This window comes from Cyclobacterium qasimii M12-11B (assembly GCF_000427295.1).
In the GTDB taxonomy this organism is placed as follows: Bacteria; Bacteroidota; Bacteroidia; order Cytophagales; family Cyclobacteriaceae; genus Cyclobacterium; species Cyclobacterium qasimii.
The window spans coordinates 72,387-98,394 of the sequence record NZ_ATNM01000156.1; the positions used below are offsets into that span (position 1 = coordinate 72,387).

Below are 26,008 nucleotides of genomic sequence, written 5' to 3' on the forward strand. Positions count from 1 at the left end.
TGTTTCTTAGATTAAACTCAGTCCATTCCAAGGAATTCTACATCAAAAACCAATACCGAATTGGCTGGGATTCTATCTACACTTTCATTGTCCTGATAAGCATAAGGTGCAGGAATGATAATGCTTGCTTTGGCTCCGCTTCTCAGTCTTTGGAAACCTAGAGTGAAGCCCTGAATAGCACCTCCTTGAGTAGAGCTTAGCCCCAGGAAGAAGTTGAATATAGCATATGTTCTTTCCTCGTCATATATGTCATTGGCAATGGCCACATCTTCCAGATTGGTGTCAAAAACAGATCCATCCAACAAATAACCAGTATAATTGGCATACACCACATTGCCTGATACGGGTCTTGACCCATCGCCTTCCTCTTCCACAATAATGACTACTCCCGAAGGGTCGTGTATGCGATAGAGACTATCGTATTGGGCAGTTTTTAAGTACTCGTCAATTTTTTCTCTGTCAATAGCAAGATTTCCTTCGGAGTCATAAGTTGGGTACCCATAACCACTCAGTTGATCGTCACAGGAGAAACCCATGGAAGCCACTATAAAAACAACAATTATTTGTCTAATACTCATCCTTTAATTATTCATGTGATTAAGGCTGGACTGGCCGATTTTCGGTGATCTCCAACTCAAATACCAATACCGAATTTGCTGGAATTGGGCCTTGGCCCTGAGTTCCATATCCGTAAGCAGAAGGGATTAGTGCGGTAGCTTTCTCACCTTCTTTCATGCGAGAGAGTGCCCAATGCCATCCCTGGATTACGCTGGAATATGCCTGTATGATGCCATATGGCTCATAAGTACGGGTTTCATTGTATACACCATTGTCGATGGCTGTTTGTTCGATAGAAGTGTCAAAAACAGTTCCATCTAATAACATACCAGTGTAATCTACTAACAGCGTGTCTCCAGGTAGCGCCAATTCTCCTTCTTCTACTACTTGCGTAAACAATAATACAATACCTGTTTCACCAACGGTTTCACTTCTCATGTATTCTGTCGGAAAGTTTTGGACGTAGGTTTCGATTTTTTTGACGTCTTGCTCAAAAATTACTTCTACATTCTCATCGTCAGAGATACAGGACCCCAAGAAGGCCACTAGGGGCAATAGAGCCCAGTACTTAATGTTTCTTTTCATGGTAGGTATTTAATAATAATTGCTACTTCGCAGAAGCGGAAAGATTACGGCTTGATTACGTCTGTTACTTCTACATCAAATATTAAAATAGAGTTAGCAAGTATCACTTCACCTCTTTGACTTGGCCCATAGGCTAGTGGAGAAGGGATCAATAACTTCGCTTTAGAACCCTTTTTTAACAACTGAAGACCTTCATCCCAACCAGGAATAACCATTCCTTGGCCAACACTGAATGTAAATGGTTCGTAAGGTCTTCCTTCAGTGAAGGTTCCAGCTTCTTTGGCTTTGCTTTCAATACTTGTGTCGAATACAGTACCATCCAAAACGTATCCTGTATAATTAACAGAGATTTCGTCGCCTTGTTCTATCTGTGCACCAGTACCTTCTTCTTCTATGACGTAGTAAACACCTGATTCTGTCTTGTCAGCCTTCAAATTATTTTCAGAAATATAGCTTTCGATGGACTTAATGTCTTCAGTCAACAGCACTTTAGCTTCTTCAGCTTGTTTTTTCTGGCCTTCAGCGGCAAGGTCATTGAAATAATCCTGAAAAACTTCTTCTTCAAGAACGTTTATCACACCGATGCTGATGGTAACCATTTCATCATTTGTCATGAAAGGAGGTACACCTTCAGGGGTAAAGATTTTTTCAGCTGTAGAAGTGATAACAATACTATCACCATTGTTTAGGTTTAGAAAAATTTCATCTACACCAGTTCTAGCAGTAGCCGTATCTATATGCTGTAGATAAGGAGGCATTGGTTGGTCGTAACTTGAGATGAATAAAGAGTCACTGCCCGTTTTAGCAGTAAAATGATACACGACAAATTCGCCATCTTTGGTTTCTTTGTCACCTTGTGAAACATAACGGTATTCTATGCCGTCGGAAGTAGTTTGTGTCTTCTCACATGAAAATAAAAGTGAGCTAGAGGCCAACACCAGGGCGCCAAGAACTAAATTATTGATTTTTTTCATCGACTAATTCTAATTGATTAAATAAGATTTGTTTGTTTTCTTTTATTAATTCTTTAAACCTTTCAATGGTTTCTTCCAAAGGTACATTGGATGTTCCACCCGATGCATTCTTATGGCCACCACCATTGAAGTACTTGGCAGCAAACTTGTTTACTGATACATCCTCTGCAGAGCGAAAAGAGATTTTAACACCATCTTTTCTTTCCGTAAACAAGGCTGCAACTTTAATTCCATCCAAAGAAAGAGCGTAATTAACAAGTCCTTCAGTATCCCCAGTTTGTGATTGGTATTTCCGCAAGTCTTTTTTGCTTATGGCAATATAAGCAGTATTGAGTTCAGGTAAAATAGTCAACCTCCTTGTAAGGGCAAAACCTAGGAATTTCAGCCTATTAACTGAATAGGTATCATATATTAACCTGGCAATCTTGGAATTGTCTGCTCCAAGATCAATCAATTCAGCTGTAACCAAATGAACATTTTTAGTGGTGTTAGGATGTCTAAAACCACCTGTATCTGTCATAATGCCTGAATAAAGGCATTCAGCAATGTCCTTATCGATCAAATCTCTATCGCCCACTTTCACCATCAAGTCATACATTAACTCACAGGTAGCTGCCGCATCAGTACTGCAATAACTGAAGTCAGCAAAATCCTCTGGCTCTTGATGATGGTCAATATTGACCATAAAAGCTTTGGATTGACGTACTGATCCTTCCATTTTTTGCAAACGACTAAGACAAGAGAAGTCAAGACAGAATATAATTTCTGCCTCAGCAATCAATTTTTCAGCTCTTTCAAGCTGTCCAGGATCTTCATAATTAATCACTTCATCATTTCCTTTCATCCAATGAAGGAATACAGGATAGTCTGACGGCGTTATAACGTTTACTTGATGACCTTTCTTTTTTAAATAGCTTGCTAAAGCTAATGAAGATCCAAGCGCATCGGCGTCAGGTTTATGATGGGTGGTGATTACGATCTTTTTGGACGAAGCTGAAGAAATCTGTTCTTTAAATAGATCTATATTCTGCATGTGTAATATTTGAGTACTGTATTTTTAAAAAACACAGGTTACAAAGTTCCATATAATTTTCTGAAATTCCCAATTCCAAATTTATCGAAATATAGGCTTTATTTATTATCTCCTTTTAACTTTCGGACTTTAACTTAAAAGGATTAATTTTACAACCTTAACTAATAATCCTAATTAAACTTTATGGCTACCAATAGAACGTTTACCATGATCAAGCCTGATGCATTCAGTGCAGGCAATTCAGGAGCAATCTTGAAAATGATCGAAGAGGCAGGTTTCAAAATTATTGCATTGAAAACCACTAGGCTAGATGAAAAACTGGCGGGAAATTTTTACAAAGTACATGAGGAAAGACCCTTTTACAATGCTTTATGCAAGTATATGTCTTCAGGTCCTATCATCGCTGTAATCCTGGAAAAGGAAAATGCCATCGTAGATTTCAGAAAATTGATCGGTGCTACTAATCCTGATGATGCGGAAGAGGGAACCATTAGAAAGTTATATGCTACATCTATCGAAGCAAATGCTGTTCATGGTTCTGACTCAGATGAAAATGCTGAAATTGAAGGAAGCTTCTTTTTTAATGCTTTCGAAAAAATTGATTAACCATTTTTCTATCCCTTCTCTTAATTAGGAGGGATAGAAAAATTTAGCATTTTTTAACATTTGATTTTATTCACCAAGCTCAACTGATTGGTTTTTAGGGAAAGTTTTTAAAATTGACCAAAAATATCCTTGAGGCCAGGTGCAAAATTTTACACGCTCTTGCTTTTATTACGGAGGTTTAATTGACAAACCATTTTTAAGTAAGCTCCCTGTCAGAAATATAAAGGACCAGAAAATTATATATTGCCTTTCAATTAGGCAGGCTGGGGCATACAATTTTTCTCAAGATGTATCATTAGTTAAGGTAGGAACCGCCTGATTTAGACTTTTACTAAGAATTAAGCCAGCTACAGGTACGGGCTTGTACAGACCAGGCTCCGAAGAATAGGGCGAGTCGGAGAGCAAACACTTCTGCCCCCTTTTATCCACCATACCTATTAGTATTACTTCATTTCTTTACCCTTTTTAAAGAACACATGCTTAACCCATCTTGGTAGGAATATTGCCCCAAGAAGTAGATAAGGATAATAAGAGAACATCCTCCATAGAATGCTTGTGACGAAGGTGTAGCCTGTAAGAAACTCATTGAAAAACTGAGTAAAGAAGAACTCAGCTGTTCCGCTGCTACCAGGAGTAGGGCTGATCATCATTACAATCCACATGATAATCTGTCTTGCAAAGACCACCACATGCTCAAATACCGAAAGTGTCTCATAAGCCGAAATCAGGGCATTGAGCATTAGGTACCTTGAGGACCAAATGAAAATAGTGGTAAGAATAATAACAAACCAGTACCGGGCATTTTTGCCTTTAAGTTCCTTGCTGGCTTCTATAATTTGGTCACCATAATTATTGGCCTGGTATTTCCATTTTCTCAACCATTTTATAGAGAATAACTTAAGCATTATCCACTTAAATACCCTGGGACGGTAAAACAAGGCCAAGGCCATAAGTACTGAATACAAAGTATACAAGGAATAGCTGCCCCAAAAGAGGTATTCGAGACTAGACCCTAATCTGACTTCAAGCACCCTGCTTTCAGGGAAAATATATCCTTGAGCAAGGTACAATATAACAGGAGCACCTAAAACAAAGAACAAATTGTCCATGATGGCTGTCAACATGGTAAATGCCAGGGCTTTGCCCAATGGGATCCCTTCTTTGTTCAATATAAATACAGCTACCGCAGTGCCTCCTACAATAGAAGGAGTGACAGCAGAGGCAAATTCCCACAATATGATGACATAGATCGCTCTTGTCCAGGTTAGGTGGTGATTCGTTATTTCCCGGATTCGAAAAACATAACCTGCATCTCTTAGAAATATAAAAACCAGTGCAATTAAAATGGACCAAATAGAAGCATCAAAAAACTCCATTAAGTGTTTGTGCATTTACCGTTGGGTCCATGTAAAACATCGCAAATACTATTCCGATCCCTATCAATACAGGAACCCAAACTTTATTTGGATTTAAAGTTTTAAAAATTTCCCTATTGTCTAATTTCATAAGTTTTCTACAGGTATAGCTTCTAATCGTTCTACCCAAAAGTTATTAAAACCTTCTCCGATTTTTATGGTCACCATGGCAAGCTGAAGTAGCTCCAAAATGGCCAAAAAAGTATAAATGATAAAAATTTTATCGGGGTTGATGACAATAAAGTCAGAGAATGGGATTCTGGGATTTTCGTCCAGACGGTCTAAAACCAACGTTTTTTGTTGTTCTATTGAATATGGGTATTGGATGACGGTGTGTTTTGTGTCATCCTTATAATGTGCAAATTTAGTCAATACTCTTTGATATACCTTCAGCAGTCTATAAAGATCAAGATCCTGAAGTTCGGCATCTACCTTGTCAATTTGATTGATCTGCCTAAGCTCTTGTGCAACATTACCTCTGGCAAACCTGGACATTCTATCGCCCTCCATATTGGAGAGTTCCCCTACTACAGATTTGTATTTTTTATACTCCAGCAAATGCCTGATGAGGTCTTCGCGTGGATCCACCTCTTCACCATCTTCATTGAATTCAGGTCTTGGGAGCAGCATTTTTGACTTGACTTTCATAAGGGTAGCAGCAAAGAGAATGAATTCACTTGCCACTTCTATTTCCATTTTTTCTAAATGGTGGATGTAATCCAGGAAGTCATGGGTAATTTTAGAAATAGGTATATCATAAATATCCAGTTCATCACGTTCTATGAAAAACAGCATAAGGTCAAATGGCCCTTCAAATAAAGGTAATTTGATTTCGAAACTCACTGGATAAGATTATTTTTTGTTATTTTTGTATTTCTTATTGTGTTCAAAGATATCACATATCTGGTTAAATCAATAGGCATGTCAATAATTTACATAAAGCCATGGAGGCCTGAATAATTATTGGTAATATTAAACATTATAACCTATCAATAGGTTATAGATTTTTACATAGAAGATTAGCATATGCAAATAGAACCTGGAGAATTACTTCGAGGAATCCATCATCCGGAGGAGCTTAAAAACCTCAGTAAAGACCAATTGGTTCAAATCTGTGATGAACTCAGACAGTTTATAATTGACCATGTCTCCGTTTATGGAGGGCATTTTGGAGCTGGCTTAGGAGTAGTGGAATTGACAGTTGCTTTGCATTATGTTCTTAATACTCCTGACGATCAATTGATTTGGGATGTGGGGCATCAAGCCTATGGCCATAAAATACTTACTGGACGTAGAAATGATTTCCATACCAACAGATTATACAAAGGTCTGTCAGGATTTCCAAAAAGAAAAGAAAGTCCATTTGACGCTTTTGGTGTTGGACATTCCAGTACTTCTATTTCTGCAGCACTAGGAATGGCAATGGCTTCTAAATATAAAGGAGAAACCCATCGGCAACATGTAGCTGTAATAGGTGATGGTGCTATGACTGGTGGTATGGCCTTTGAGGCAATGAACCATGCAGGGGTTTCAGATTGCAATTTGCTGATCATTCTCAATGACAACTGCATGTCAATAGACCCGAATGTAGGCGCCCTTAAAGATTACCTTACCGATATCACTACTTCACACACCTATAATAAGGTTAAAGATGAAGTATGGAACCTTCTTGGTAAAATTAGCAAATTTGGTTTTAGTGCTCAGGATGTCGTTTCTAAAGTAGAAGGAGCGATTAAATCGGCCATGCTGAAACAAAGCAACCTGTTTGAATCTTTAAATTTACGCTATTTTGGTCCTGTAGACGGCCATGATGTGAATCACCTTGTAGAGGTGCTTAATGACCTTAAAGATATTCCTGGACCAAAAATCCTTCACTGCATAACCGTAAAAGGGAAAGGGTTTGCTCCAGCAGAAAAAGACCAAACTAAATGGCATGCGCCAGGTAAATTTGATAAAATTACTGGGGAAATAGCAAAAAAAATCCCTACTACCCCACAAGCACCCAAGTATCAGGATGTTTTTGGTCATACCCTTGTGGAGTTGGCCGAGAAAAATAAAAATATTGTTGGGGTTACTCCTGCGATGCCTTCAGGATCCTCCATGAACATCATGATGAAGGCATTCCCTGAAAGATCCTATGACGTTGGAATAGCAGAACAACATGCCGTTACTTTCTCGGCAGGTTTGGCTACTCAAGGACTTGTTCCCTTCTGTAATATATACAGTACCTTTATGCAGAGGGCTTATGACCAGGTGATTCATGATGTATGTCTGCAGGATCTACCAGTTGTTCTTTGTTTAGACAGGGCTGGATTTGCCGGTGCAGATGGTCCAACTCACCATGGGGCGTATGATTTGGCTTTTCTTCGCTGTGTACCAAACTTAGTAGTTAGTGCTCCGATGAATGAAGAGGAGTTGAGAAACCTGATGTTTTCAGGAGCTGAGCACCAGGCGCCTTATGCGATCAGGTACCCAAGAGGTCAAGGTGTAATGCCTGACTGGAGAAAACCATTTAGAAAAATACCTACGGGACAAGGAAGAATAATTACCGAAGGTAAAGACATTGCCATTTTAACTATCGGGCATATTGGTAATTATGTGCTTGAAAACAGTAAGAAGTTTAAAGAACTTGGTCTTAGTGTAGCCCATTATGACATGCGATTTGTCAAGCCGCTTGATGAATCTCTCCTCCATGAAGTTTTTGGTAAATTTGACAAAGTCATTACTGTTGAAGATGGTTGCCTGATGGGGGGATTTGGAAGTGCAGTTCTTGAATGGATGATGGATCATGATTACTATTCCAGAGTGAAGCGTCTAGGGATTCCTGATGAAGTGGTAGAACATGGAGAACAAGGAGAATTACATCACGAATGTGGTTTCGATGCGTCAGGGATTTTACAGACCGTAAAAGACATGATGAACCTTAAGGTTTCTGATAAAATCAATGTATAAATAATATTAGGAGACTTTGTGGTAAGGAAATCCAAGCGGTTTCCTTTAATTATTTTTTTAAATTGGGTAATCTTAATTGATAAGCACGAATGGTAATATTTAACCCTTTGCTATTATGTCTCAAATACTCAATCCCAGAAGAGATTTTTTGAAGAAGGCGACAACTGCCTCTGTGGCATTGTCATTGAATCAGACTTCTTTCTCAACTATTACTAAAAAGAAAAAAAACAAACTTCCCAAATGGAGAGGGTTTAACTTACTGGATTTTTTTAACCCTGTGCCAGAGAATGGCCGGAAAACCAAACCCGAGTACTTTAAATACATGTCGGATTGGGGTTTTGATTTTGTCCGAATCCCAATTTCCTACCCAAGTTATTTGGATTTTGACCGCAGCAAACCCATCCGGCCTGATGAGGTGATGCAGTTTGACAATAAAATACTTGATGAAATTGATCAAATAATCGATCACAGCCACAATCAAAATTTACACGTCAGTTTGAATTTACACCGGGCACCAGGATTCTGCATCAATGCGGGATTTAAGGAACCTTACAATTTATGGGAGGACGAAGAGGCCTTGGATGCTTTTTGCGCCCATTGGGAGATGTGGTCAAAGCGGTATAAAAATATTTCTTCCAAAAAATTGAGCTTTGATTTGGTAAATGAACCCTATAAAAGGTTGGACCCTAACGACCAACATTCCCCAGGTGGTCCAGTACCGATAAATGAATACAGAAAAGTCGCTGAAGCAGCCTTGAAAACTATCAAAGGGATCAACAAGAAGCGGCTGGTCATTGCAGATGGAAATGGTGGAGGAGGCATAGCCATACCTGAATTTGCGGATCTGGACTTAAATCAAAGTTGCAGGGGTTATTTCCCTATGCATATTTCCCATCACAAAGCTTCATGGGCTTTCAAGGACCCCGAAAGCTTGCCCACACCTAGCTGGCCAGGCCTACACAATGATCGTTACTTTGGAAAGGAAGATTTGGAAAAGCATTATGCGCCATGGCTTGCCCTACTGGATCAAGGAGTGGGTGTGCATTGCGGAGAATTGGGCTGTTATAATAAAACACCCCATGAGGTCTTTTTAGCCTGGTTTGGTGACATTTTAGAGATATTGGACGACAATGAAATTGGGTTTGGATTATGGGAGTTTTCAGGCACCTTCGGTGTGCTTAACTCTGGAAGAACAGACATTGCCTACGAAGATTGGTATGGCGAGAAATTAGATAGAAAACTATTAAACCTTTTGATGAAAAATGCCTGATATATCATTTTGGAAAGAAGGATCCGGCAAAGCGCTGGTTTTGTTACCTGGGTTTTGCGAAACAAAGGAAATGTGGAGAGAATTTGCTGCTCCCCTTTTGGATACTTGTGAAATCTGGTGTCCGGATTTACCGGGTTTTGGAAACAGTCCAGCAGCTAAGGATCAATTTTCCATTGCAGAAATTGGTGAAATTTTGGCCGATTGGATGTTGGCCAATAATATCGGAGATGCGGTATTAATAGGGCATTCTTTGGGTGGATACCTGGCTCTGGAAATGGCCCTACTTCAAAGACTTGACTTGAGTGGTCTGGGATTGTTTCATTCTACTGCTTTTGCTGACAGCGAGGACAAGAAAAAGAGCAGGAAAAAAACCGTAGAATTTGTTAATAAACATGGCGTAAAGAGCTTCATTCAATCTTCATTGCCTTTGCTTTTTCTGAGAGAAAACAGGGAAAGATGCAAGGAGGACATTGCCTCCCTGATTCATCATGCCAGCCAATTGCCTTTGGCAAGTATCATTGCTTATCTACATGCCATGCGGAACCGTAAGGACCACATGAAGACGCTTTCGGAATTCCAAAAGCCTACTTTGATGATTTGTGGAAATGAGGATACCGCTGTACCGATAGCAGATAGCCTCAAACATAAGCATGCAGTAGATCAATTTTATCAATTGACAAATTGCGGGCACATGGGGATGTTTGAACAAACCCAACATACCCAAAAAGCGATCCGTACTTTTATGGAAAGCCTGCCTACTTAATAGGTAGCTCTTCCTCCGGATAAGTCAAATATAAATCCTGTATTAAAGCTTGCTTCCTCGGATAGAATCCAACTTGCAATAGAGGCTGCCTCATCCACAGTACCCAACCGTTGCATAGGGATTTTGGATGCCATGTACTCTAATTGCGCAGGGTCAGTATCTTTATTCATTGCAGTGAGAATAACTGCTGGTGCGAGCCCATTTACTGTAATTCCAGATGTAGCATATTCTTTACCTAATGCTTTTACCAAGCCAATTACTCCTGCTTTGGTGGTGGAGTAACCTACCATATTTGGGTTCCCTTCTTTACCAGCTATAGAAGCAATTAGGAGAATTCTACCGTACTGTGCTTTTTCCATATGCTTCAGGGCATACTTAGCAGTCAGGAAAGAACCTCTTAAATTCACATTGTAAATTTTGTCAAAGTCCTCAGTAGAATAATCCGTAATTTTAATTTGCGTGGGCCCCACTATTCCAGCGGAGTTGACCAAGATGTCCAGTTTCCCGAAATGACTTATAGTCTCCTGATAGCCATTCTTTACGGCTTCTTCATTTGAAATATCTACAACAAAAGCTTTAACCGGAAGACCTTCTTTTTGCCATTCACTTTCTAAGGCCATCAACTTTTCTTTGTTGAAGTCCCAAAGGGCAACACTTGCGCCTTCATCTGCTAGCTTTTTGGCGATGCCTTTGCCAATTCCGTCTGCGGCTCCTGTTATTACTGCTACTCTGTTATTGTATCTAGATTCAGTCATTGAAATGATTTTTGGGTTTTCCACCCCTAAAATTAAGAAAGTGTTGATAAATAGTGAACATTGTTGTGGCTAAATTTAAAGAAATCTAATCGCGCAGGGGTTCACTTTTTTAATTCTATCGTGGTATTTACAACAATTAAATTTAAATTACTAAGGTAAATATTTCAGGATATTATGGAATTGTCTCTCTTTTGGACAGGAAATGGGCTTTCTTGGGATTGAAATCCCTATAATATCAGACTATGAGAACCTGAGATTTAGGAATGAAAAGCTAACTGCAACTTAAGAGACAAATACGTGTTTATCACCTATGACACCAGCTCATTTAAAACTAATATTGGCTTCAGGGAGTTAGAATAGGGATCAGAATAAGTCGTGTCATATTATGAGTGTGTGTATTTAGCGCTAAAAAATAGATGATAGCGGTTATTTTATTTAAAAAAATGTAACCTTTTAGGTGCATTATTGGTATCGAAAAACAATTAGCTCAAAATATTATGAAACAGACCAAACTAATTTTTATCTTTTTCTTGCTCTTTTGTTTTACTTCTTGTAGTTCACTCAATAGCATGAACCCACTAAGCTTACTTACTGGAAATAAGTGGCAGCTAGCTGGAATGATGGGTAAGGCAATAGACGCCGGAAAATTTGCCGATGCTTTGCCCTTGCTAAGTTTTATGGATGGCGGCAAACTTAGCGGATTTACCGGCTGTAATAATTTTTCCGGAGACTTTAATCTGGAAGGAAAGAATATTTCTTTAAACCCGGGTGCTTTAACTAAAAAAGCCTGCCCCGGATCGGGAGAAAATGAATTTCTAGCAGTACTTTCCAAAGTGAAGGATTTTAAGGTTGTTAAAGATAAATTGACCTTAATGGATGGTGCTACCGAACTATTGAGTTTTATCCCTGAAAAATAGCGCATACAATTATAATAAGCTTTTGTTTTCCACCTTCGAAGCAAACCGAGATGTTTTTAACTCTTGTTTGTCACCAGTGCTAATATTTGAGCAAAGCAGTGTTTATCTTAATTCATTTCCCCAAGGGGGATATTGTAGCAGAAAATAATCATTAGCTGGTGGGAAGCCTATTGTAGTGTTTACCTTTATACTTGATTTTATTTGTCACCATGAAAAAAAAGACAAGTTCTCTGTCCAAACAAAAAGTTATCAGTGAATGGGTTCATTCATTCAGCGATTACCTCTATAGTTGGGCATATCACAAAACCAGTAGTAATGAAACCGCCGAAGACTTGGTTCAGGAGGTATTTATGGCGGCCGTTAAAAATTATGAGAAATTTGAAGGTAGAAGTAGTCCCAAAACATGGTTGTTAAAAATTTTAAACAATAAAATTATTGATCATTACCGGAAGTCATCCAAGAACCAAAAAAACCAAGATGATACTGCTTCTCAGTTTACGGATTCATTTTTTAATGGTGCAGACAACTGGAAGGCCAATGGACTGGAAGAAGCCTGGACAAAGGAAAGCCATTTGCTTGATGACCCGGCTTTTAATAGCGTTATGGAGATATGTATTGAAGATCTCCCAACCAAATGGCGCCTTGCAATTCTTTCAAAATACCTACTTCAAAAAGAATCCGTCGAGATTTGTCAGGAACTAGAAATTACGGAGTCTAATTATTGGCAAGTGTTACACAGGGGCAAATTACTTCTAAAGAAATGTTTGGAAGTTAACTGGTTTGTAAAAAATAATTAATAGGGATGTTGTTGGAGAAAATAATGAGTAAAATGCTTCTTTCATGTAAGGAAGCCACTTTCTTAATAGAAAAACAAATGGTCAGTCCACTGACTTTTACACAAAAGCTAAGACTTAAGATGCATTTAAAACTATGCAAAGTTTGCAATGCTTATGAGAGCCAAAGTAAAACCATGAATAAAGCCTTGGAGAAGTGGGTAAAGGATGGAGCGCTCTCCAAAACGCTACCTTCAAAAATCAAATCAGACATACTTCAAAAAATTAATCGCAAATAATTTGATTTTTTTGTCAGGCCATTAACTTATTCACGTCTATTTGGTTATATCACTGAAATTCAATTGATGAGAAGGGAAATTCCTATTTCTTTTTTTCTCTGAATACTGTATAACAATCAAATTAATAACCAAACAGACCTAGTTATGGAATTAAGTACTTTTCAAAAGGGATTGAATAAAGACAATCCTTATGATTTTTCAGCATTAAAGGCAGTTTTTCTTAATTGTACCCTTAAAAAATCCCCCGAATTATCTCACACTGAAGGGTTGATTAAAATGAGTGATGCCATCATGCGTGCAAATGGCATTTCTACCGATATAATTCGCCCTGCTGATCATCAGATTGCTTTTGGTGTATATCCGGACATGACGGAACATGGCTGGGATCGGGATGATTGGCCTGCCATACAGGAAAAAGTAATGGCTGCAGATATTTTGGTAATAGGAAGCCCTATTTGGTTGGGAGAAAAATCCTCCATAGCCACTCTTGTCATAGAAAGATTGTATGGGTTTTCAGGAGAAATGAACAAGCAGGGACAATATGCCTATTATGGTAAAACCGGAGGTTGTCTGATTACTGGAAATGAAGATGGAATCAAACACTGCGCCATGAACCTTTTATATAGTCTTCAGCATCTTGGCTATGTGATTCCTCCCCAGGCAGACGCTGGATGGATAGGTGAAGCAGGGCCAGGTCCATCTTATTTAGACAAAAACTCTGGCGGGATAGAAAATGACTTCACTAATCGTAACACGACTTTCATGACCTGGAATTTAATGCATATGGCCAATATGCTTAAGAATGGAATTCCTGCCTATGGCAACCAAAGAGACAAGTGGGATAACCGGGAAACCAAAGACCATCCCAACCCTGAATACAGGTAGTTTATCAAAATGCACCCTATTTAAGGGAAGGAAAAAGGGTTGGTCAAATAATTAAGCCAATAATTTTACGGAAGGATTTCCAAACCCTTTTTCCGAAGTGGTGCTATAAACCTTTGGTAGGACTATGGCTAATTCGCCTAATATTGTCCACCTCCTTTTTCAAATATCAAGCATACTATTTATAAAGCTAAATAATTTCGATAATTATGGGAAATGTACATTTACTTAAATTTTATCTATTTATTGCCACCTTTTTTTTAGCAGTCACTTGTGTGCATGCTCAGCAAACGCCTTTACCTAAAACAGATCAATATTTTGATGTGGCTGTGGGATTTGGAGAAAACAGTCAAACAAGCTATTCCCTCTCATGGAATAAAAACTATGGATTGTTTTCTTCTAAAAAATTAAGACTAGGTTATGGTATTCGTTTTTCAGGATTTAGTGGAAAAGAGCTCGATTACATCACTGCCCCAGCTGATCTGACGGGTGATGATGCGACGATTGATACGCTTTCTATGAGTAAAGCCAATACCATGGCCCTTAACGCCATGATTAATATTCAATACCAGTTTCATCCAAAATTCAAGGCTGGATTTAATATTGATGCTTTTGGGCTTGGCTTTGGGGGTGAAAAAAATGGCGTTTTTATCAGCTCCGAAAATACCGGACAATTTCCTCAGAGCGTTTCAGCTAGCCCAACCTCATTTAATGCCCTGTTGGGAGGTGACAATGACCTTGGCCAACTCAAATCAGAGTTTTATGTGGCTTATGCGGTGTCTCCCAAAACATGGCTGAGGGCTGGGGCGGATTTGACGTTTTCGGAATACACAGCGGAACAAAACTTAAGCTATGAAAATGACAGATTCAGAAATAAAGCCATGTTGTTTTTCGTGGCTGTTTCATACAATCCTTTTAAGTAAATTTCATCAAACCCAAACCATTCAATAGATATCACATAGATTGCTGAAATCACCCTGAAATCAGTCACTTCATTGCTGTTTGGAGATTCCAACACTTCCCAATTGAATCGGGAAATCCTATTGCGTAATCTGGGTTACAACTTTAAAAATCATGAAAGCTTCCATTTTAGTCCTACTGTTTTATTGGGTAATGTCTCCAGATATGGCAAACAATGCTGCCAACTCAGAGAAAAAGTTAGAAGAGTCCTATATTAAATTCAATATCAGAAACCTGGGATTAAATGTGGAGGGAACCTTCAAGTCCTTTAAAACCACGGTGGAATACGATAAATCCCAACCTGAAAAAAGTAGCTTTACAGCTGAAATTCAAACAAATTCCATTGACACAGGAATTAATAAAAGGGACAGTCACTTGAAGCAAGAGGAATATTTCCATGTAGATAAGTATCCAACCATTAAGTTTACCTCTACAAAAGTATCTGCTGTAGGTGATAGCGGGCTTAAAGTACTTGGTAACCTTACTATAAAAGGCAAGACCCTTCCTATTACTTTAGAAGTGGCCTTGTCACCGGCAGGTTCAGCCACACAATTTACAATCAAAGGAGAACTCGACAGGAGAGATTATGAAGTTGGAGGAAGCAGTTGGGTTATGTCAGATGAGGTCTATTTGGATCTTTTAATAGTGAAATAAAGGATAAATAGAAAAGTAGGTGTCTAACTGGATTAAACCATGTATAATTACTTTGTGTTTATTCGCTAACTTTTCAGAAGTGGAAGCCAGGCAAGCCAAAGAAGACAGTACCGTTTTCAAAGCATTGCCTTTGGCTTATTTCACGCCTGAAACGAGGATAGCGGTAGAGGGCTTTGCCTTTTACAGCTTTTATGCCAGGAACAGTCTGAGAAAGTCGAATTTGCGACTCTTTATCACTTTCACACAAAACATGCAATACTTGTTCACCCTTCCATGGCAGGTATATACCGCAGATGATCAATACTTTCTGAATGGGAGCATTGATTACCGCAAATTTCCGGAGTACTATTATGGGTTGGGAAATGACACCAAAGAAGACTCCAGGGCGCTTTATGAATTTAAGGCACTAACAATTAAGAGCAAAAGCTATAAAAAATAAAAGGAATACCTATTTTGGCTTGGCGCTTCAAGGACAACGATTGATTCCTGAGTTTTCCGAGACTGAAACCGTTTTTGATGATATAGTAGCAAAAAACGGAAGAGGTGGATACAGTTATTTAGGTTTTGGCCCTTCTTTAATGTTGGACCGCCGAGATCATATTTTATCTCCTTCATCAGGAAGTTTTATAGAATTAACGCCTTTGTTTGCTTTAGGCAAAACCGCAGGATCAGCTTTTAATTTTGGCATGATAAGCCTTGATTTCAGGCACTATTGGCCAATTTCTGAAAAAATCACCTGGGCCAATCAGCTATTGACGCAGCTGTCTTATGGAGAAGTACCTTTTCGGGTATTGCCTACCTTGGGTGGGCCCTTCTTTCATCGAGGCTATTACCAAGGTAGATTTAGGGATCGTCATTTAGCTGTTTTACAAACGGAATATCGACAGCATGTCATTGGAAGGTTTGGTTTTGCAGTTTTCGGCTCCGCAGGAAGAGTATACAATACTTTAAGAGAGGATTTATTCAAACAAATACACCTTGCTGCTGGTGGAGGCCTTAGGTTTCGAATAAGCAAAAATGATAGAACAAATGTAAGGTTGGACTACAGCTTTACACCTGACTCCAGGGGTTTCTATATTTATTTCGCTGAGGCATTTTGAAAAACATGAGCTATAAGAGTAACTTCTTCACCAAATTGACCCACTGGGAATATTGGCCAACCTGGTTGGTCTATTTGCCTGTTGTATTTTATTATATTCTACTTTCTTTAAGGGCGAGATCTTTCTTTTTTTTCACCCTTGCCAATCCGGATATGGAAATGGGAGGGCTTTACAATTGTAGCAAATACCGTCAGTTGAGTAAGCTTCCAGAAGCTTTAAAACCGAAAACGATCTTTCTTAAAACCGGTTCTTCCCTTGAATTTGCGAGTAAAGCATTAATACTCCATGGTATTAACTATCCCATTATCGCAAAGCCTGACAGGGGAGAACGTGGTACGGCAGTCAAAGTAATTAGTAGTACTGAACAACTTGACAATTACCTACAGGAAAGTGAATCAGATGTCCTTTTGCAAGAGTTCATTCAAAGCGCCTTTGAAGCGGGGGTATTCTATTATAGGTTACCTAGCCAAAGTTCAGGTGTAATTCCTTCTATTGTTTTAAAGGATTTTTTGACGGTAATTGGAGATGGAAAAACTAACCTCAAAGACTTAGTATACGATATTCCAAGAGGGCGGCTTGTTAGCACTGAATTGTTTAAAGATGGACGGCTGAATCCAGAAGAAGTATTGGCTTTCGGTAAAGAAAAGTTACTTGAACCCATCGGAAATCATAATAGAGGAACAAAGTTTCTGGATGGGACACACCTTTCCAATGCTGAGTTAATTCAAGTCTTTGACAGGATAAGTCAGCAATTAGGCACCTTTTTTTATGGGCGTGTGGACCTAAAAGCACCTTCATTGGAAGAATTTATCAAGGGAAAAGGAATAAAGATTTTAGAAATAAATGGTGTAAATGCAGAGCCGGCCCATATTTATGATCCTTCTGCAAAGTTTACTGATGGAATTGTGACGCTTTTGAAACATTGGAGCATTATCTTTAAAATCAGCAGGGAAAATAAACATCGAGCCTTGTCACCTGTTTCAATAAAAGAAGCCTGGATCCATTACAAAAAATGGAAAAAGATTAAAAAAATTATCTGAAATTGTCAGGACGGTTGATGTACTACGTCTGTTTTTGTAGTAATGGAAGTTTTCCTTTAAGCATTATTAAGTAATAAATCACCCAAAAAAAGAATCATGCAAGCTGAATGTAAACAGAATCTAAATCAACTTTCTTTACTTTTGGAAAGCTTGTCCACGGAGCAATACAATTACAAATCTGAATTATTGTCAGGTGCTTCCATTGGCCAGCATATTCGTCATATTATTGAGTTTTATACCTGCCTTAGCGAATCCTTTTATTTAAAGCTAACTCAGATCAATTATGACAAAAGAAAACGAGATCGATCAATAGAACAAGAAACCAAAAATGCAATTCTTGCCATTGATAAATTGATAGCCTTTTTAAATGAAGAAAAAGTCGTAGGAAAGGCAACTTTGGTGGCTAACTTTTCACTTGAGGACAATCACGACTGCATTATGCCATCATCTTACAGGAGAGAACTTGCTTATTGCCTGGAGCATAGCATTCATCACCAGGCATTGATAAAAATTTCTCTTTCGGACCAAGGTCTACGACATCTTGTAGACGAAGATTTTGGAGTTGCTCCATCTACGACAAAAGCTTGCCAAACGAAGGCTATTAATTCCTAAATATGGAATGCCATTTCGCGATGAAATCGCTATAAAATCAGCCACTTATTTGCTATGCTAAAATCCAAATATGCTGATTTCTTGCGATTGCAACAGTACCTTATGGAGTCGGAACAAGCCCTAGGTACTAAATTTCATAATTCCATCTAACTTTTTCTAGAAACAACGATTTAAAATCCAAGGGGTATAACTCATGGAAAAGTGAATTGCAAAATCTCCCAATCTAGTTGCCTTATATTTTTTTCAGGTTTATGAATTCAGAATAAATAGTCAATTTCAATCAGGTTTTACCAGGAGACTTTATTCGTTCAAATTCCAATTGTAATCTTTGTAGGTAATTTCTGCATCCTTGTTCAAAGGTTTAGTTGCATATTGATTTATAAAATCAACTAAGCTTCCATTCTTTGTAAAGTCGGATGAGAACCATGAAAATAAGCTAGAAACTGCTGCACGATTATTTGCTAAATCATTGTAGTTGGGATCATTGATAAATGAACGAGCGGATTGTTCCAATTCTGCGTCCAAATTTTTAGCCGTATAAGCCCGATTCCACAATCTTGGACAAGAGATTGAGGCACAATTGATCGCAAAATGAATTCTTGGCTCATCAAATTCTTTCCTCAGTATTTTGTGTTCTATTTCATCCAGGCTAGCAGGCTTTCCTCCAATTTCGAAAAACTCCAAATGCCAGACAGTGTTCACAATGGGAATGCTTAATTTGGGACCAATGTCCCTAATACTCTCAACCGGATAATGATTGATGATCAATTTAATGGTGTAAGCATTGTAAGCATTGATCCAATACGCAAGTTGTTCGGCTTCAGACCAGGCATTTCTATCTGGCGCGTTATTGCTGAGCAATGCCAAATAGGTGTCTAGTTTGTCAACGTCTGCTATAAACCCTTTATAGTCTACCTTTCCCTGCTCAGATACATGCATTTTTAGCAGGGTATCAAAGGTAGAATGACTAGGTGGAGTAGTGCCTACCTGACCTAGGCTGGAACTCCCGCATGAAAGGTTTATCAACAAAATACTGAAGTAAAATAATAGATTTGTCATTTATATATGTGGTATTAGTTGAGCTGAAAGTTGGATGATGTCCTCAGCGACATATTTATTATTTGGGGACAAGGAAAAATTAATTTTCCCAGGTCTTTGTATAAAAGCTGTTTGCAAGCCTACTTTAGAAGCTCCAATGAGATCCCAGGGATGGGCAGCCACCATCAATGCCTTGTCTGAAGATATTTCCATTCTATCCAGTACATGCTTGTAAGTGTCAGGATGAGGTTTAAATTTTCCTACACTTTGAATGCTGAATATCCGCTCGAAAAATTGACTGATTCCAGCCGAATTCAACTGCTCATTTACTACCTCCAAGGTGCCATTGCTAAGTGCAACGATTAAAAAACCGGCATTCTTTAAACGCTGAAGCCCTTCTGCAACATCTGGGTGTGGCGACAGGGACTTGAATTTGGTTAAAATTGCTTTCCTTGTTTCAGGTGAAAGGTCTTTGCCATAACTATTTGCAGTCATCTCCAAGCAAGCATCAGCGATTAACGAAAAATCATCAGTACCAGCAGAAATCGTTTCTACCAAAGAATAATGCAACAAGGATTGGAACCACTTGTCTGCTGCATTTTGATCCCCGATAGCTTGATTAATGGCGGTTGCGATTGATTTTGTATCCAGAAGGGTTTCATTTACGTCAAATATTAATAATTGTGGTGAGGAAGGCATAATTTTCAAATTTTAGAAAGGAGACTTTATTGACTGGAATGGTGGTATTAGAAGAACAATTAATGCACTTTTTCACCTTTATTCAGCCAGACTCCCCACATTTTATTGTAGGTGTGTACTTGGTTGGTTGGTATGCTGTCTAAGCGAAATACAGGATTGTTTTCGTTCACCCAATGGAAGATTCCACCATAGAGATTATAAACTTCACTGTAGCCACTTTGTTTTAATTTCTTGCCGATCTCCTGACTTCTGGCGCCTATAGAGCAGTAAACTACTATAGGTTGGTCTTTAGGGATTCCTTTTACGGTCGACATGTCAAAGTTATCATAGCCTACCCATTGGGCCCCTTTCAAATGACTCACATTGAATTCATTTTTCTCACGGGTATCCAACAAAACGGCACCATTGATCAAATCTTTTTGACCTGGGTAGACCAAAGCAAAATTCTTATCATAGGTGCTATTTAGCAAAGCTTTATACGGTAGGCTTTGTCCATAAGTTTCCTGTCCTGAAAAGGCAGAAGCAATTAGCCAAAAAGAAAGAATGTATAGGGCTTTCATGGCATTAGAACAAAATCTCTGCCCTAATAATTTCTAAAACCCTAAATAAACTTTAGCGATTACGCCTTTTTTTCAATTTACCAGCCTACGTAACCAGGTGCTTTTATGCCATTTAACCGAAGGTAGACCAAACACTGTCCACGGTGATGTGTTTGATGTCCCCGGAGCAAATAAAAAATATTCTCCTTGGTCATGTTCTCGTTAGCAAAGACAATCTCTTCGTCTAATTGGCTTTTCTCTGTTTCTTTTATTAATTCAAGCACATAGTTATTGGCTGCGTCCAAAATTTCAATGATCGAATCTTTATCCAAAGATTGACTGTCCTCCTTTTCAAAAAAAGACTTTCTTTCTCCGTTGATGGTTGCAGTAAGGTAGCTGATATTACTTGCGATATGTAATATTTGATCCCCAAAGGACATGGCTTCTGGTGTAGGTTTGTAATCATATAGGTTGGCAGGCATGGCTTCAGCCAATTCCCTTGAATTACTCATGCTACGTTTCCAAACATCAGGGAATTGATCGAAAAAATATGTTTGTGCCTTTAAATCTGAACTTCCCATGACTAAAACCAATAGAACTAATTGAATATATATAAATGCTTTCATAATTGGGAGCAATAAAAACATCTTAGCCGTAAAAACCAATAGTGAAATGGTTGAGTGGCTGATTTTGAACTGGTTTCATTAGGTAGTGGAAAGCTGTCGCATAGTTGGAGTAAAGGTAAAACTGCCTTAAGCCACAGTAATTTACCTCAAATTGAAAACTAGTAGCAGCTGGTTTTCGTTTCCATTATTAAACCCGCCTATATGCATCAAAATACCATCAGGTTTCTTCTATTGTCTTTTTTATTAATTCCATTTTTTTCAGGCTGCTTTTCTTTCAGAGACAGTGAAAAAAGCCTCCATAAATTGATGGAAAAGGAGGACGCTTCTTTTGATATCAATTATTTTGAGAAGTATTCTCTAAGGTGGTTATGGTACGAGAATCAAGACAAGGATGCACCAATACTGCTGTTTATTCATGGTGCTCCCGGTTCCTCTTCTGCTTTTCTATCTTATATTCAGGAAGATACTTTACGGAAAGACTTTTCGATTCTCATAATTGACCGACTAGGTTACGGCTATTCTGACTATGGCAATTACCAACCCATTCCCGATCAATTTGAGGCCATAGATACATTGATGAAAGAAGTTCGGGAAAATAATCAAAAGGTCTATACCGTAGGACATTCCTATGGTGGAACCATCGCCGGCTATACGGCCATTCAAGATCCGGATTGGCTGACTGGCACGATAATGATCGCTCCAGCCTTGGATCCTGAACAAGAGAAATACTTATGGTTTGGTAAACTGGCCTTGTATAAAAGTACCCGATGGATGGTTTCCAAATCTCTGAGAGTAGCTGCTGATGAAAAGTATTCCCATGAAGAAGAACTTAGAACATTTGTAAATGACTGGGGCCAAATAAATTCTCCAATCCTCCATATTCATGGAGATAAAGATGGTTTGGTACCTTACGGAAACATTGAATTTTCAGAGGAAAAAATTCCTGGAAAATGGTTAAAAACGAAAACCATAACTGGAGAAGGGCACTTGCTGCCTTTCACTGAAAAGGAGCTAATGATTAAAGAAATTTTACAATTTATTCGTCAAAGTTGATTGTTGATTAATAAGTTGTTACCCTTGCTAAAGTAATTTTGTCTTAGGTGACATAAATCACTTATATTCTGAATTATAACGGTTATTTTTATTGCATGCATGAGCCTTTAATAGGCTCCTTTGCTCTTCACATTTCTTTTTCAATAAAAATAAAAGCATCATGACAAAAAACATGGGATCAGCCGACAAAATAGTAAGAACGATAATTGCTATTGTTGCACTATACCTTTATTTCTCAGGAACTGTGACAGGAACAGTAGGTATTGTTCTAATCGTTCTCGCAGTTGTATTTTTATTGACAAGCCTGGTAAGTTTCTGTCCGCTTTATACATTGTTTGGTATGAAAACCTGTAAAACAAAAAAGCATAAGCTTTTTAACATAGGAAGGATCCGGAAGTTATAGATTTGGGGCTAAATGATATTGCTTTCTTAAAGTTTAGCCAATAAAAAGACAAAAAGACAGGAACAATTAATATTTGTTCCTGTCTTTTGCATTAATCTAGTCTAGAGCCGAGTATTTTCAGATGATCTGAGTTTACTGCTCGTCAAAATCATCCTCTTCTTCATCTCCGGGTGCACCCAGGTCAAACATGCTGCTGAACAGGTCATTGAACTGCATGCCGGTATCCAGTAACTTTTTGCTCAGTTGACTGTGTTCCGCCAAACCATGCAGGGCAAACTCCATGTAAAACTCTTTTTCCTTCTCAGGAAGTTCTTTTACAAATTGAGTAGTGATCTTTTCTAAACCAGGAACATCATGAAGTAGTTTTTTGTATTCTTTATCGCTTTGGGAAGCGAGTATATCCAGGCTATTGCCTTCACCAAACCAAGACAATGGCAGTACATAAGGATTGCCTACTTTGGCTTTCTTTTTCTGTTCAGGTGAAGGGAAGTTTTGGGCAAACATGGTGCGAATGGCTTTTCCAATTAGGTTATAAGCTACAATTCCAGCGCCTTCTTGTTCCCCTTCATAGACGAGTTCTACCTTGCCCGTGATTGCCGGAATTACCCCAATAAGATCTACGATTCGGACAATGGTGTCGTTTTCATTGTTGATGTACAACCTGCGTTCAGCAGCAGAAATCAGGTTTTCGTAAGCAGAAATGGTCAGCCTGGCAGAAACGCCACTCTTTTCATCCACATATTCGCTTTCTCTGGCCTCTACAGCTATTTGTTCGATCAGATCCTTCATCAGTTCAGGCACATGAATCTGAGACATAGGCCTGTCCTTGATTTTGGCTTCCTGTTCCGTTATTTTTCTACCTATTGCGATGCTTTTTGGATAATGGGTAATGATCTGGCTTTCTATCCTGTCTTTAAGAGGCGTCACAATGCTTCCTCTATTGGTATAATCCTCAGGATTGGCAGTAAAGACAAATTGAAGGTCCAAAGGAAGCCTTAATTTAAAACCCCTGATCTGTATATCACCCTCTTGAAGGATATTAAAAAGTGCCACCTGAATCCTTGCCTGCAAATCTGGTAATTCATTGATGACAAAAATGGAGCGGTTGGATCGTGGCACCAAGCCAAAGTGAATGACCTTTTCATCATTGTATGACAACTTCATCGTTGCAGCCTTGATGGGATCTACATCACCTATCAAATCTGCAACCGACACGTCTGGTGTTGCCAGTTTTTCAGTATAGCGGTCTTCTTTTGCCCACCAATAAATTGGGGTTTCATCTCCTTTTTCAGCGATTAAGGCTTTGGCAAAAGTAGAAATAGGACTCATAGGATCATCATTCAATTCTGCTCCTACCACAACAGGCACATAATCATCCAATAGCATGGTCATCATCCTGGCAATCCTTGTTTTGGCCTGACCCCGTAGGCCCAAAAGGTTGATATTGTGCTTGGAAAGAATGGCCCTTTCAATATCAGGTATTACTGTATCTTCATAACCCCAAACGCCTTCGAAAACATTTTCTTTGTTCTTGATTTTTTGAATAAGGTTGCTTCTAAGTTCTTCTTTGATTGATTTGGGACTGTAACCAACCGCTTTTAATTGTCCCAGGGTTTTTATTTTCAGTAAATCTTTATTGTTCATTTCTGTGTATTCCATGTTTTAAAAACGTTTCGTTCTATTTCTTCTGTAATCTTCAAAAATCAAATGTCCAAGCCCCTGCAGATTGCTATAATAGGCATTGCCGTTATTCACCGTAGTGAATTCCTTTACAAACTCCTTTAAGTAGGGATCAGAGGCAATCATAAAGGTGGTTACAGGGATCTTCATTTTTCTACACTGTGCAGCGAGTTTCAACGTTTCTTTGAGGATTTTGCTGTCTATACCAAAGCTGTTTTTATAATATTTGATGCCCACCTTCAAACAGGTAGGTTTACCATCAGTGATCATAAAGATCTGTTTGTTGGGGTTTTTTCTTCTTCGGAGCAAGTCCATGGCCAGTTCCAAACCTGCTACAGTATTGGTATGGTAAGGGCCTACCTGAAGGTAAGGGAGGTCTTTTATTTCAATTTGCCAGGCATCATTGCCAAATACAATTATATCCAGTGTATCCTTTGGATATCTGGTTTTGATCAATTCCGCCAAAGCCATGCCCACTTTTTTGGCAGGAGTAATGCGGTCTTCCCCGTAAAGGATCATACTATGGGAAATGTCTATCATCAACACAGTGGAGGTCTGCGTACTGGCTTCACTCTCCACTACTTCCAGATCACTTTCTGTAAGAAGAAAGTCACCAGAAAAACCATGGTTGATCTGTGCATTTCTCAAAGAATCAGTAAGGGCTATCTGGTCCAGGTTGTCGCCAAAAGCGAAGGGCCTGCGGTCGGTACCTCTCTCTTCTCCGGGGCCTGTATGGTTGGTCTTGTGTTGCCCACCTTTTCCTCTCTTAAGTTTTCCGAATATTTCCTCCAGAGCGCTTTTTCGAATGGACTGTTCCGCTTTTCCGGTGATTTTGAAACCTCCGTTTCCCGGTTTTTCATCCAGGTAGCCCTTGCTCTTCAGGTCCTCTATAAAGTCACCAATACCATAGCCTGGCTTGGTCATATTGTATTGCTTGTCCAAATCGGTGAGCCAGCTAAGTGCCTCAGCAGCATCCCCACCCGTCATGGTGACCAACTGAAGAAAAATATCCAAAAGCTGCTCAAAAGTATTTTTATCTTCGTCCTTTTGGGGGACAAATTTGCTGAATCTAAATCCTTTCATAGTAGGGTAACAAGAATTATGGTCATGAGGTTTAATTTTGACCGAATACCTTTTGGGAATTTAACCTTGAAATAAACAAGGGCCTTCCTATATCATGGTGGAATCACATCAAAATCAGCAAATAATTATCGTTTTCGTAACCATTAGGCAGTCCTTTAGCTCAGGCACAATTGCCTTAGGCTATTCTGAGTATTACTAAGAAACACACGTTTAAATAAGCGCTCGAATTTCTTCGGACTGAAGATTGCAGTTGATCCATTCCTCTTCCATACTGGCGCCGTATTTTTTGTAAAAATTTATCGCTGGTTCATTCCAGTCCAATACCTGCCACATCATTCCAGTACAACCATCTTCCAAAGATTTGGCGAGTACCCTTTCGAAAAGCAATTTCCCAGCACCTTTTCCTCGCTCTTTTTCGGTGATAATGTAATCTTCCAAATACAAGCGTTTACCTTTCCAGGTGCTGTAGCGGTAATAATATATGGCTGTTCCGATTATGGTTTTCTCTTCCCCTTTCTCGACAACGAAAAAGCCAAATACAGGTTCAGGGCCAAATCCGTCTTTTTCCATCATTTCAAGTGTATTGGTCACTTCATCAGGTGCTTTCTCATAAAGGGCCAGTTCTTTGATCAAATCAAGAATAGCTGGCAAGTCTTCTTTTTTTCCTTTTCTTACAGTATACATAACTTGAAATTAATAAAATTGAGCAACTTTACCTTTAACCGGTCTGGCCTTTCTC

At 38.8% G+C, this 26,008-nt stretch carries 29 protein-coding genes and 1 pseudogene; 16 read left to right on the plus strand and 14 right to left on the minus strand.

What is annotated here, in order from left to right:
- Positions 1-17: 17 nt before the first annotated feature.
- The 4 genes from ADICYQ_RS20515 to ADICYQ_RS20530 are packed head-to-tail and all read right to left on the minus strand — an operon-like array spanning position 18 to position 3,150.
- Positions 18-578 (minus strand): FKBP-type peptidyl-prolyl cis-trans isomerase, encoded by a 561-nt coding sequence (locus ADICYQ_RS20515; protein WP_040417307.1) that lies wholly within the window; start codon positions 576-578, stop codon positions 18-20.
- A gap of 19 nt (positions 579-597) precedes the next feature.
- Positions 598-1,143 carry an FKBP-type peptidyl-prolyl cis-trans isomerase gene (locus ADICYQ_RS20520; RefSeq protein WP_040417309.1) on the minus strand — a complete coding sequence of 182 codons (546 nt, stop codon included), beginning with the start codon at positions 1,141-1,143 and terminating at the stop codon, positions 598-600.
- 44 nt (positions 1,144-1,187) lie between these two features.
- Complete coding sequence (locus tag ADICYQ_RS20525; RefSeq protein WP_020889958.1) at positions 1,188-2,117, minus strand: FKBP-type peptidyl-prolyl cis-trans isomerase; 930 nt, start codon at positions 2,115-2,117, stop codon at positions 1,188-1,190.
- Positions 2,101-3,150, minus strand: coding sequence for a DHH family phosphoesterase (locus tag ADICYQ_RS20530; protein ID WP_020889959.1), 1,050 nt, complete (start codon positions 3,148-3,150; stop codon positions 2,101-2,103). The genes ADICYQ_RS20525 and ADICYQ_RS20530 overlap by 17 nt, the downstream gene beginning before the upstream one ends.
- A gap of 183 nt (positions 3,151-3,333) precedes the next feature.
- Between ADICYQ_RS20530 and ADICYQ_RS20535 the strand changes: the two genes are divergently transcribed.
- Positions 3,334-3,756, plus strand: a complete 423-nt coding sequence (locus tag ADICYQ_RS20535; protein ID WP_020889960.1) for a nucleoside-diphosphate kinase — start codon at positions 3,334-3,336, stop codon at positions 3,754-3,756.
- Between the two features lie 443 nt (positions 3,757-4,199).
- On the opposite strand, the pseudogene ADICYQ_RS20540 reads toward ADICYQ_RS20535, so the two are convergent.
- Positions 4,200-5,262: pseudogene (locus ADICYQ_RS20540) on the minus strand (lysylphosphatidylglycerol synthase transmembrane domain-containing protein).
- Positions 5,259-6,014: a segregation and condensation protein A gene (locus ADICYQ_RS20545; protein WP_040417311.1), complete on the minus strand. Its 756-nt coding sequence runs from the start codon at positions 6,012-6,014 to the stop codon at positions 5,259-5,261. The pseudogene ADICYQ_RS20540 and the gene ADICYQ_RS20545 overlap by 4 nt, the downstream one beginning before the upstream one ends.
- A 183-nt stretch (positions 6,015-6,197) precedes the next feature.
- On the opposite strand from ADICYQ_RS20545, the gene dxs reads away from it, so the two are divergent.
- The 3 genes from dxs (at position 6,198) to ADICYQ_RS20560 (ending at position 10,156) form a co-directional block, all read left to right on the plus strand.
- The gene (dxs, locus tag ADICYQ_RS20550; protein ID WP_020889964.1) at positions 6,198-8,123 is read left to right on the plus strand and encodes a 1-deoxy-D-xylulose-5-phosphate synthase; all 1,926 of its coding nucleotides are present in this window, start codon (positions 6,198-6,200) and stop codon (positions 8,121-8,123) included.
- Between the two features lie 115 nt (positions 8,124-8,238).
- Positions 8,239-9,393 (plus strand): glycoside hydrolase family 5 protein, encoded by a 1,155-nt coding sequence (locus ADICYQ_RS20555; RefSeq protein ID WP_020889965.1) that lies wholly within the window; start codon positions 8,239-8,241, stop codon positions 9,391-9,393.
- Positions 9,386-10,156 (plus strand): alpha/beta fold hydrolase, encoded by a 771-nt coding sequence (locus ADICYQ_RS20560; RefSeq protein ID WP_020889966.1) that lies wholly within the window; start codon positions 9,386-9,388, stop codon positions 10,154-10,156. The genes ADICYQ_RS20555 and ADICYQ_RS20560 overlap by 8 nt, the downstream gene beginning before the upstream one ends.
- Here ADICYQ_RS20560 and ADICYQ_RS20565 read toward each other — a convergent pair.
- A complete protein-coding gene (locus ADICYQ_RS20565) occupies positions 10,153-10,911 on the minus strand; it encodes an SDR family NAD(P)-dependent oxidoreductase (protein WP_040417313.1) in 759 nt (252 codons plus the stop codon). The two genes, ADICYQ_RS20560 and ADICYQ_RS20565, sit on opposite strands and share 4 nt — an antisense overlap.
- A gap of 497 nt (positions 10,912-11,408) precedes the next feature.
- Here ADICYQ_RS20565 and ADICYQ_RS20570 point away from each other — a divergent pair, with 497 nt between their 5' ends.
- The 10 genes from ADICYQ_RS20570 (at position 11,409) to ADICYQ_RS20615 (ending at position 18,148) form a co-directional block, all read left to right on the plus strand.
- Positions 11,409-11,828, plus strand: a complete 420-nt coding sequence (locus ADICYQ_RS20570) for an META domain-containing protein (protein WP_040417315.1) — start codon at positions 11,409-11,411, stop codon at positions 11,826-11,828.
- Positions 11,829-12,037: 209 nt separating this feature from the next.
- Complete coding sequence (locus tag ADICYQ_RS20575; RefSeq protein ID WP_040417317.1) at positions 12,038-12,625, plus strand: sigma-70 family RNA polymerase sigma factor; 588 nt, start codon at positions 12,038-12,040, stop codon at positions 12,623-12,625.
- A gap of 11 nt (positions 12,626-12,636) precedes the next feature.
- Positions 12,637-12,900, plus strand: coding sequence for a hypothetical protein (locus tag ADICYQ_RS20580; protein WP_152520507.1), 264 nt, complete (start codon positions 12,637-12,639; stop codon positions 12,898-12,900).
- Between the two features lie 144 nt (positions 12,901-13,044).
- A complete protein-coding gene (locus ADICYQ_RS20585; RefSeq protein ID WP_020889971.1) occupies positions 13,045-13,785 on the plus strand; it encodes a flavodoxin family protein in 741 nt (246 codons plus the stop codon).
- A 206-nt stretch (positions 13,786-13,991) separates the two neighbouring features.
- Positions 13,992-14,705, plus strand: a complete 714-nt coding sequence (locus ADICYQ_RS20590) for a hypothetical protein (RefSeq protein ID WP_051160306.1) — start codon at positions 13,992-13,994, stop codon at positions 14,703-14,705.
- Between the two features lie 151 nt (positions 14,706-14,856).
- The gene (locus tag ADICYQ_RS20595; RefSeq protein ID WP_020889973.1) at positions 14,857-15,396 is read left to right on the plus strand and encodes a YceI family protein; all 540 of its coding nucleotides are present in this window, start codon (positions 14,857-14,859) and stop codon (positions 15,394-15,396) included.
- 79 nt (positions 15,397-15,475) lie between these two features.
- Positions 15,476-15,835, plus strand: a complete 360-nt coding sequence (locus tag ADICYQ_RS20600) for a hypothetical protein (protein ID WP_020889974.1) — start codon at positions 15,476-15,478, stop codon at positions 15,833-15,835.
- Between the two features lie 19 nt (positions 15,836-15,854).
- Positions 15,855-16,496, plus strand: coding sequence for a BamA/TamA family outer membrane protein (locus tag ADICYQ_RS26305; RefSeq protein WP_020889975.1), 642 nt, complete (start codon positions 15,855-15,857; stop codon positions 16,494-16,496).
- 5 nt (positions 16,497-16,501) lie between these two features.
- Positions 16,502-17,536 carry an ATP-grasp domain-containing protein gene (locus tag ADICYQ_RS20610; RefSeq protein WP_051160308.1) on the plus strand — a complete coding sequence of 345 codons (1,035 nt, stop codon included), beginning with the start codon at positions 16,502-16,504 and terminating at the stop codon, positions 17,534-17,536.
- A gap of 96 nt (positions 17,537-17,632) precedes the next feature.
- Entirely contained in the window at positions 17,633-18,148 is a 516-nt protein-coding gene (locus ADICYQ_RS20615) for a DinB family protein (RefSeq protein ID WP_020889977.1), read from the plus strand.
- A gap of 300 nt (positions 18,149-18,448) precedes the next feature.
- Here the strand turns inward: ADICYQ_RS20615 and ADICYQ_RS20620 are convergent, their stop codons facing one another.
- The 4 genes from ADICYQ_RS20620 to ADICYQ_RS20635 all read right to left on the minus strand — a co-directional run bounded on the left by ADICYQ_RS20620 (position 18,449) and on the right by ADICYQ_RS20635 (position 21,050).
- Positions 18,449-19,207, minus strand: a complete 759-nt coding sequence (locus ADICYQ_RS20620; protein ID WP_040417319.1) for a DUF547 domain-containing protein — start codon at positions 19,205-19,207, stop codon at positions 18,449-18,451.
- Complete coding sequence (locus tag ADICYQ_RS20625; RefSeq protein ID WP_020889979.1) at positions 19,208-19,885, minus strand: haloacid dehalogenase type II; 678 nt, start codon at positions 19,883-19,885, stop codon at positions 19,208-19,210.
- A 59-nt stretch (positions 19,886-19,944) separates the two neighbouring features.
- On the minus strand, positions 19,945-20,445 hold the full coding sequence (locus ADICYQ_RS20630; RefSeq protein ID WP_020889980.1) for a rhodanese-like domain-containing protein: 501 nt from the start codon (positions 20,443-20,445) through the stop codon (positions 19,945-19,947).
- 77 nt (positions 20,446-20,522) lie between these two features.
- The gene (locus tag ADICYQ_RS20635) at positions 20,523-21,050 is read right to left on the minus strand and encodes a DinB family protein (protein ID WP_161625621.1); all 528 of its coding nucleotides are present in this window, start codon (positions 21,048-21,050) and stop codon (positions 20,523-20,525) included.
- A gap of 201 nt (positions 21,051-21,251) precedes the next feature.
- Between ADICYQ_RS20635 and ADICYQ_RS20640 the strand changes: the two genes are divergently transcribed.
- Both ADICYQ_RS20640 and ADICYQ_RS20645 read left to right on the plus strand, forming a co-directional pair.
- The gene (locus ADICYQ_RS20640) at positions 21,252-22,103 is read left to right on the plus strand and encodes an alpha/beta fold hydrolase (RefSeq protein ID WP_020889982.1); all 852 of its coding nucleotides are present in this window, start codon (positions 21,252-21,254) and stop codon (positions 22,101-22,103) included.
- A 160-nt stretch (positions 22,104-22,263) separates the two neighbouring features.
- Positions 22,264-22,506: a YgaP family membrane protein gene (locus ADICYQ_RS20645; RefSeq protein ID WP_020889983.1), complete on the plus strand. Its 243-nt coding sequence runs from the start codon at positions 22,264-22,266 to the stop codon at positions 22,504-22,506.
- Between the two features lie 132 nt (positions 22,507-22,638).
- Here the strand turns inward: ADICYQ_RS20645 and ADICYQ_RS20650 are convergent, their stop codons facing one another.
- The 3 genes from ADICYQ_RS20650 to ADICYQ_RS20660 form a co-directional block, all read right to left on the minus strand.
- Positions 22,639-24,165: a hypothetical protein gene (locus tag ADICYQ_RS20650; protein ID WP_020889984.1), complete on the minus strand. Its 1,527-nt coding sequence runs from the start codon at positions 24,163-24,165 to the stop codon at positions 22,639-22,641.
- Between the two features lie 3 nt (positions 24,166-24,168).
- The gene (locus tag ADICYQ_RS20655; RefSeq protein WP_020889985.1) at positions 24,169-25,269 is read right to left on the minus strand and encodes a vWA domain-containing protein; all 1,101 of its coding nucleotides are present in this window, start codon (positions 25,267-25,269) and stop codon (positions 24,169-24,171) included.
- Between the two features lie 210 nt (positions 25,270-25,479).
- Positions 25,480-25,953 (minus strand): GNAT family N-acetyltransferase, encoded by a 474-nt coding sequence (locus ADICYQ_RS20660; RefSeq protein ID WP_020889986.1) that lies wholly within the window; start codon positions 25,951-25,953, stop codon positions 25,480-25,482.
- Positions 25,954-26,008 lie beyond the last annotated feature (55 nt).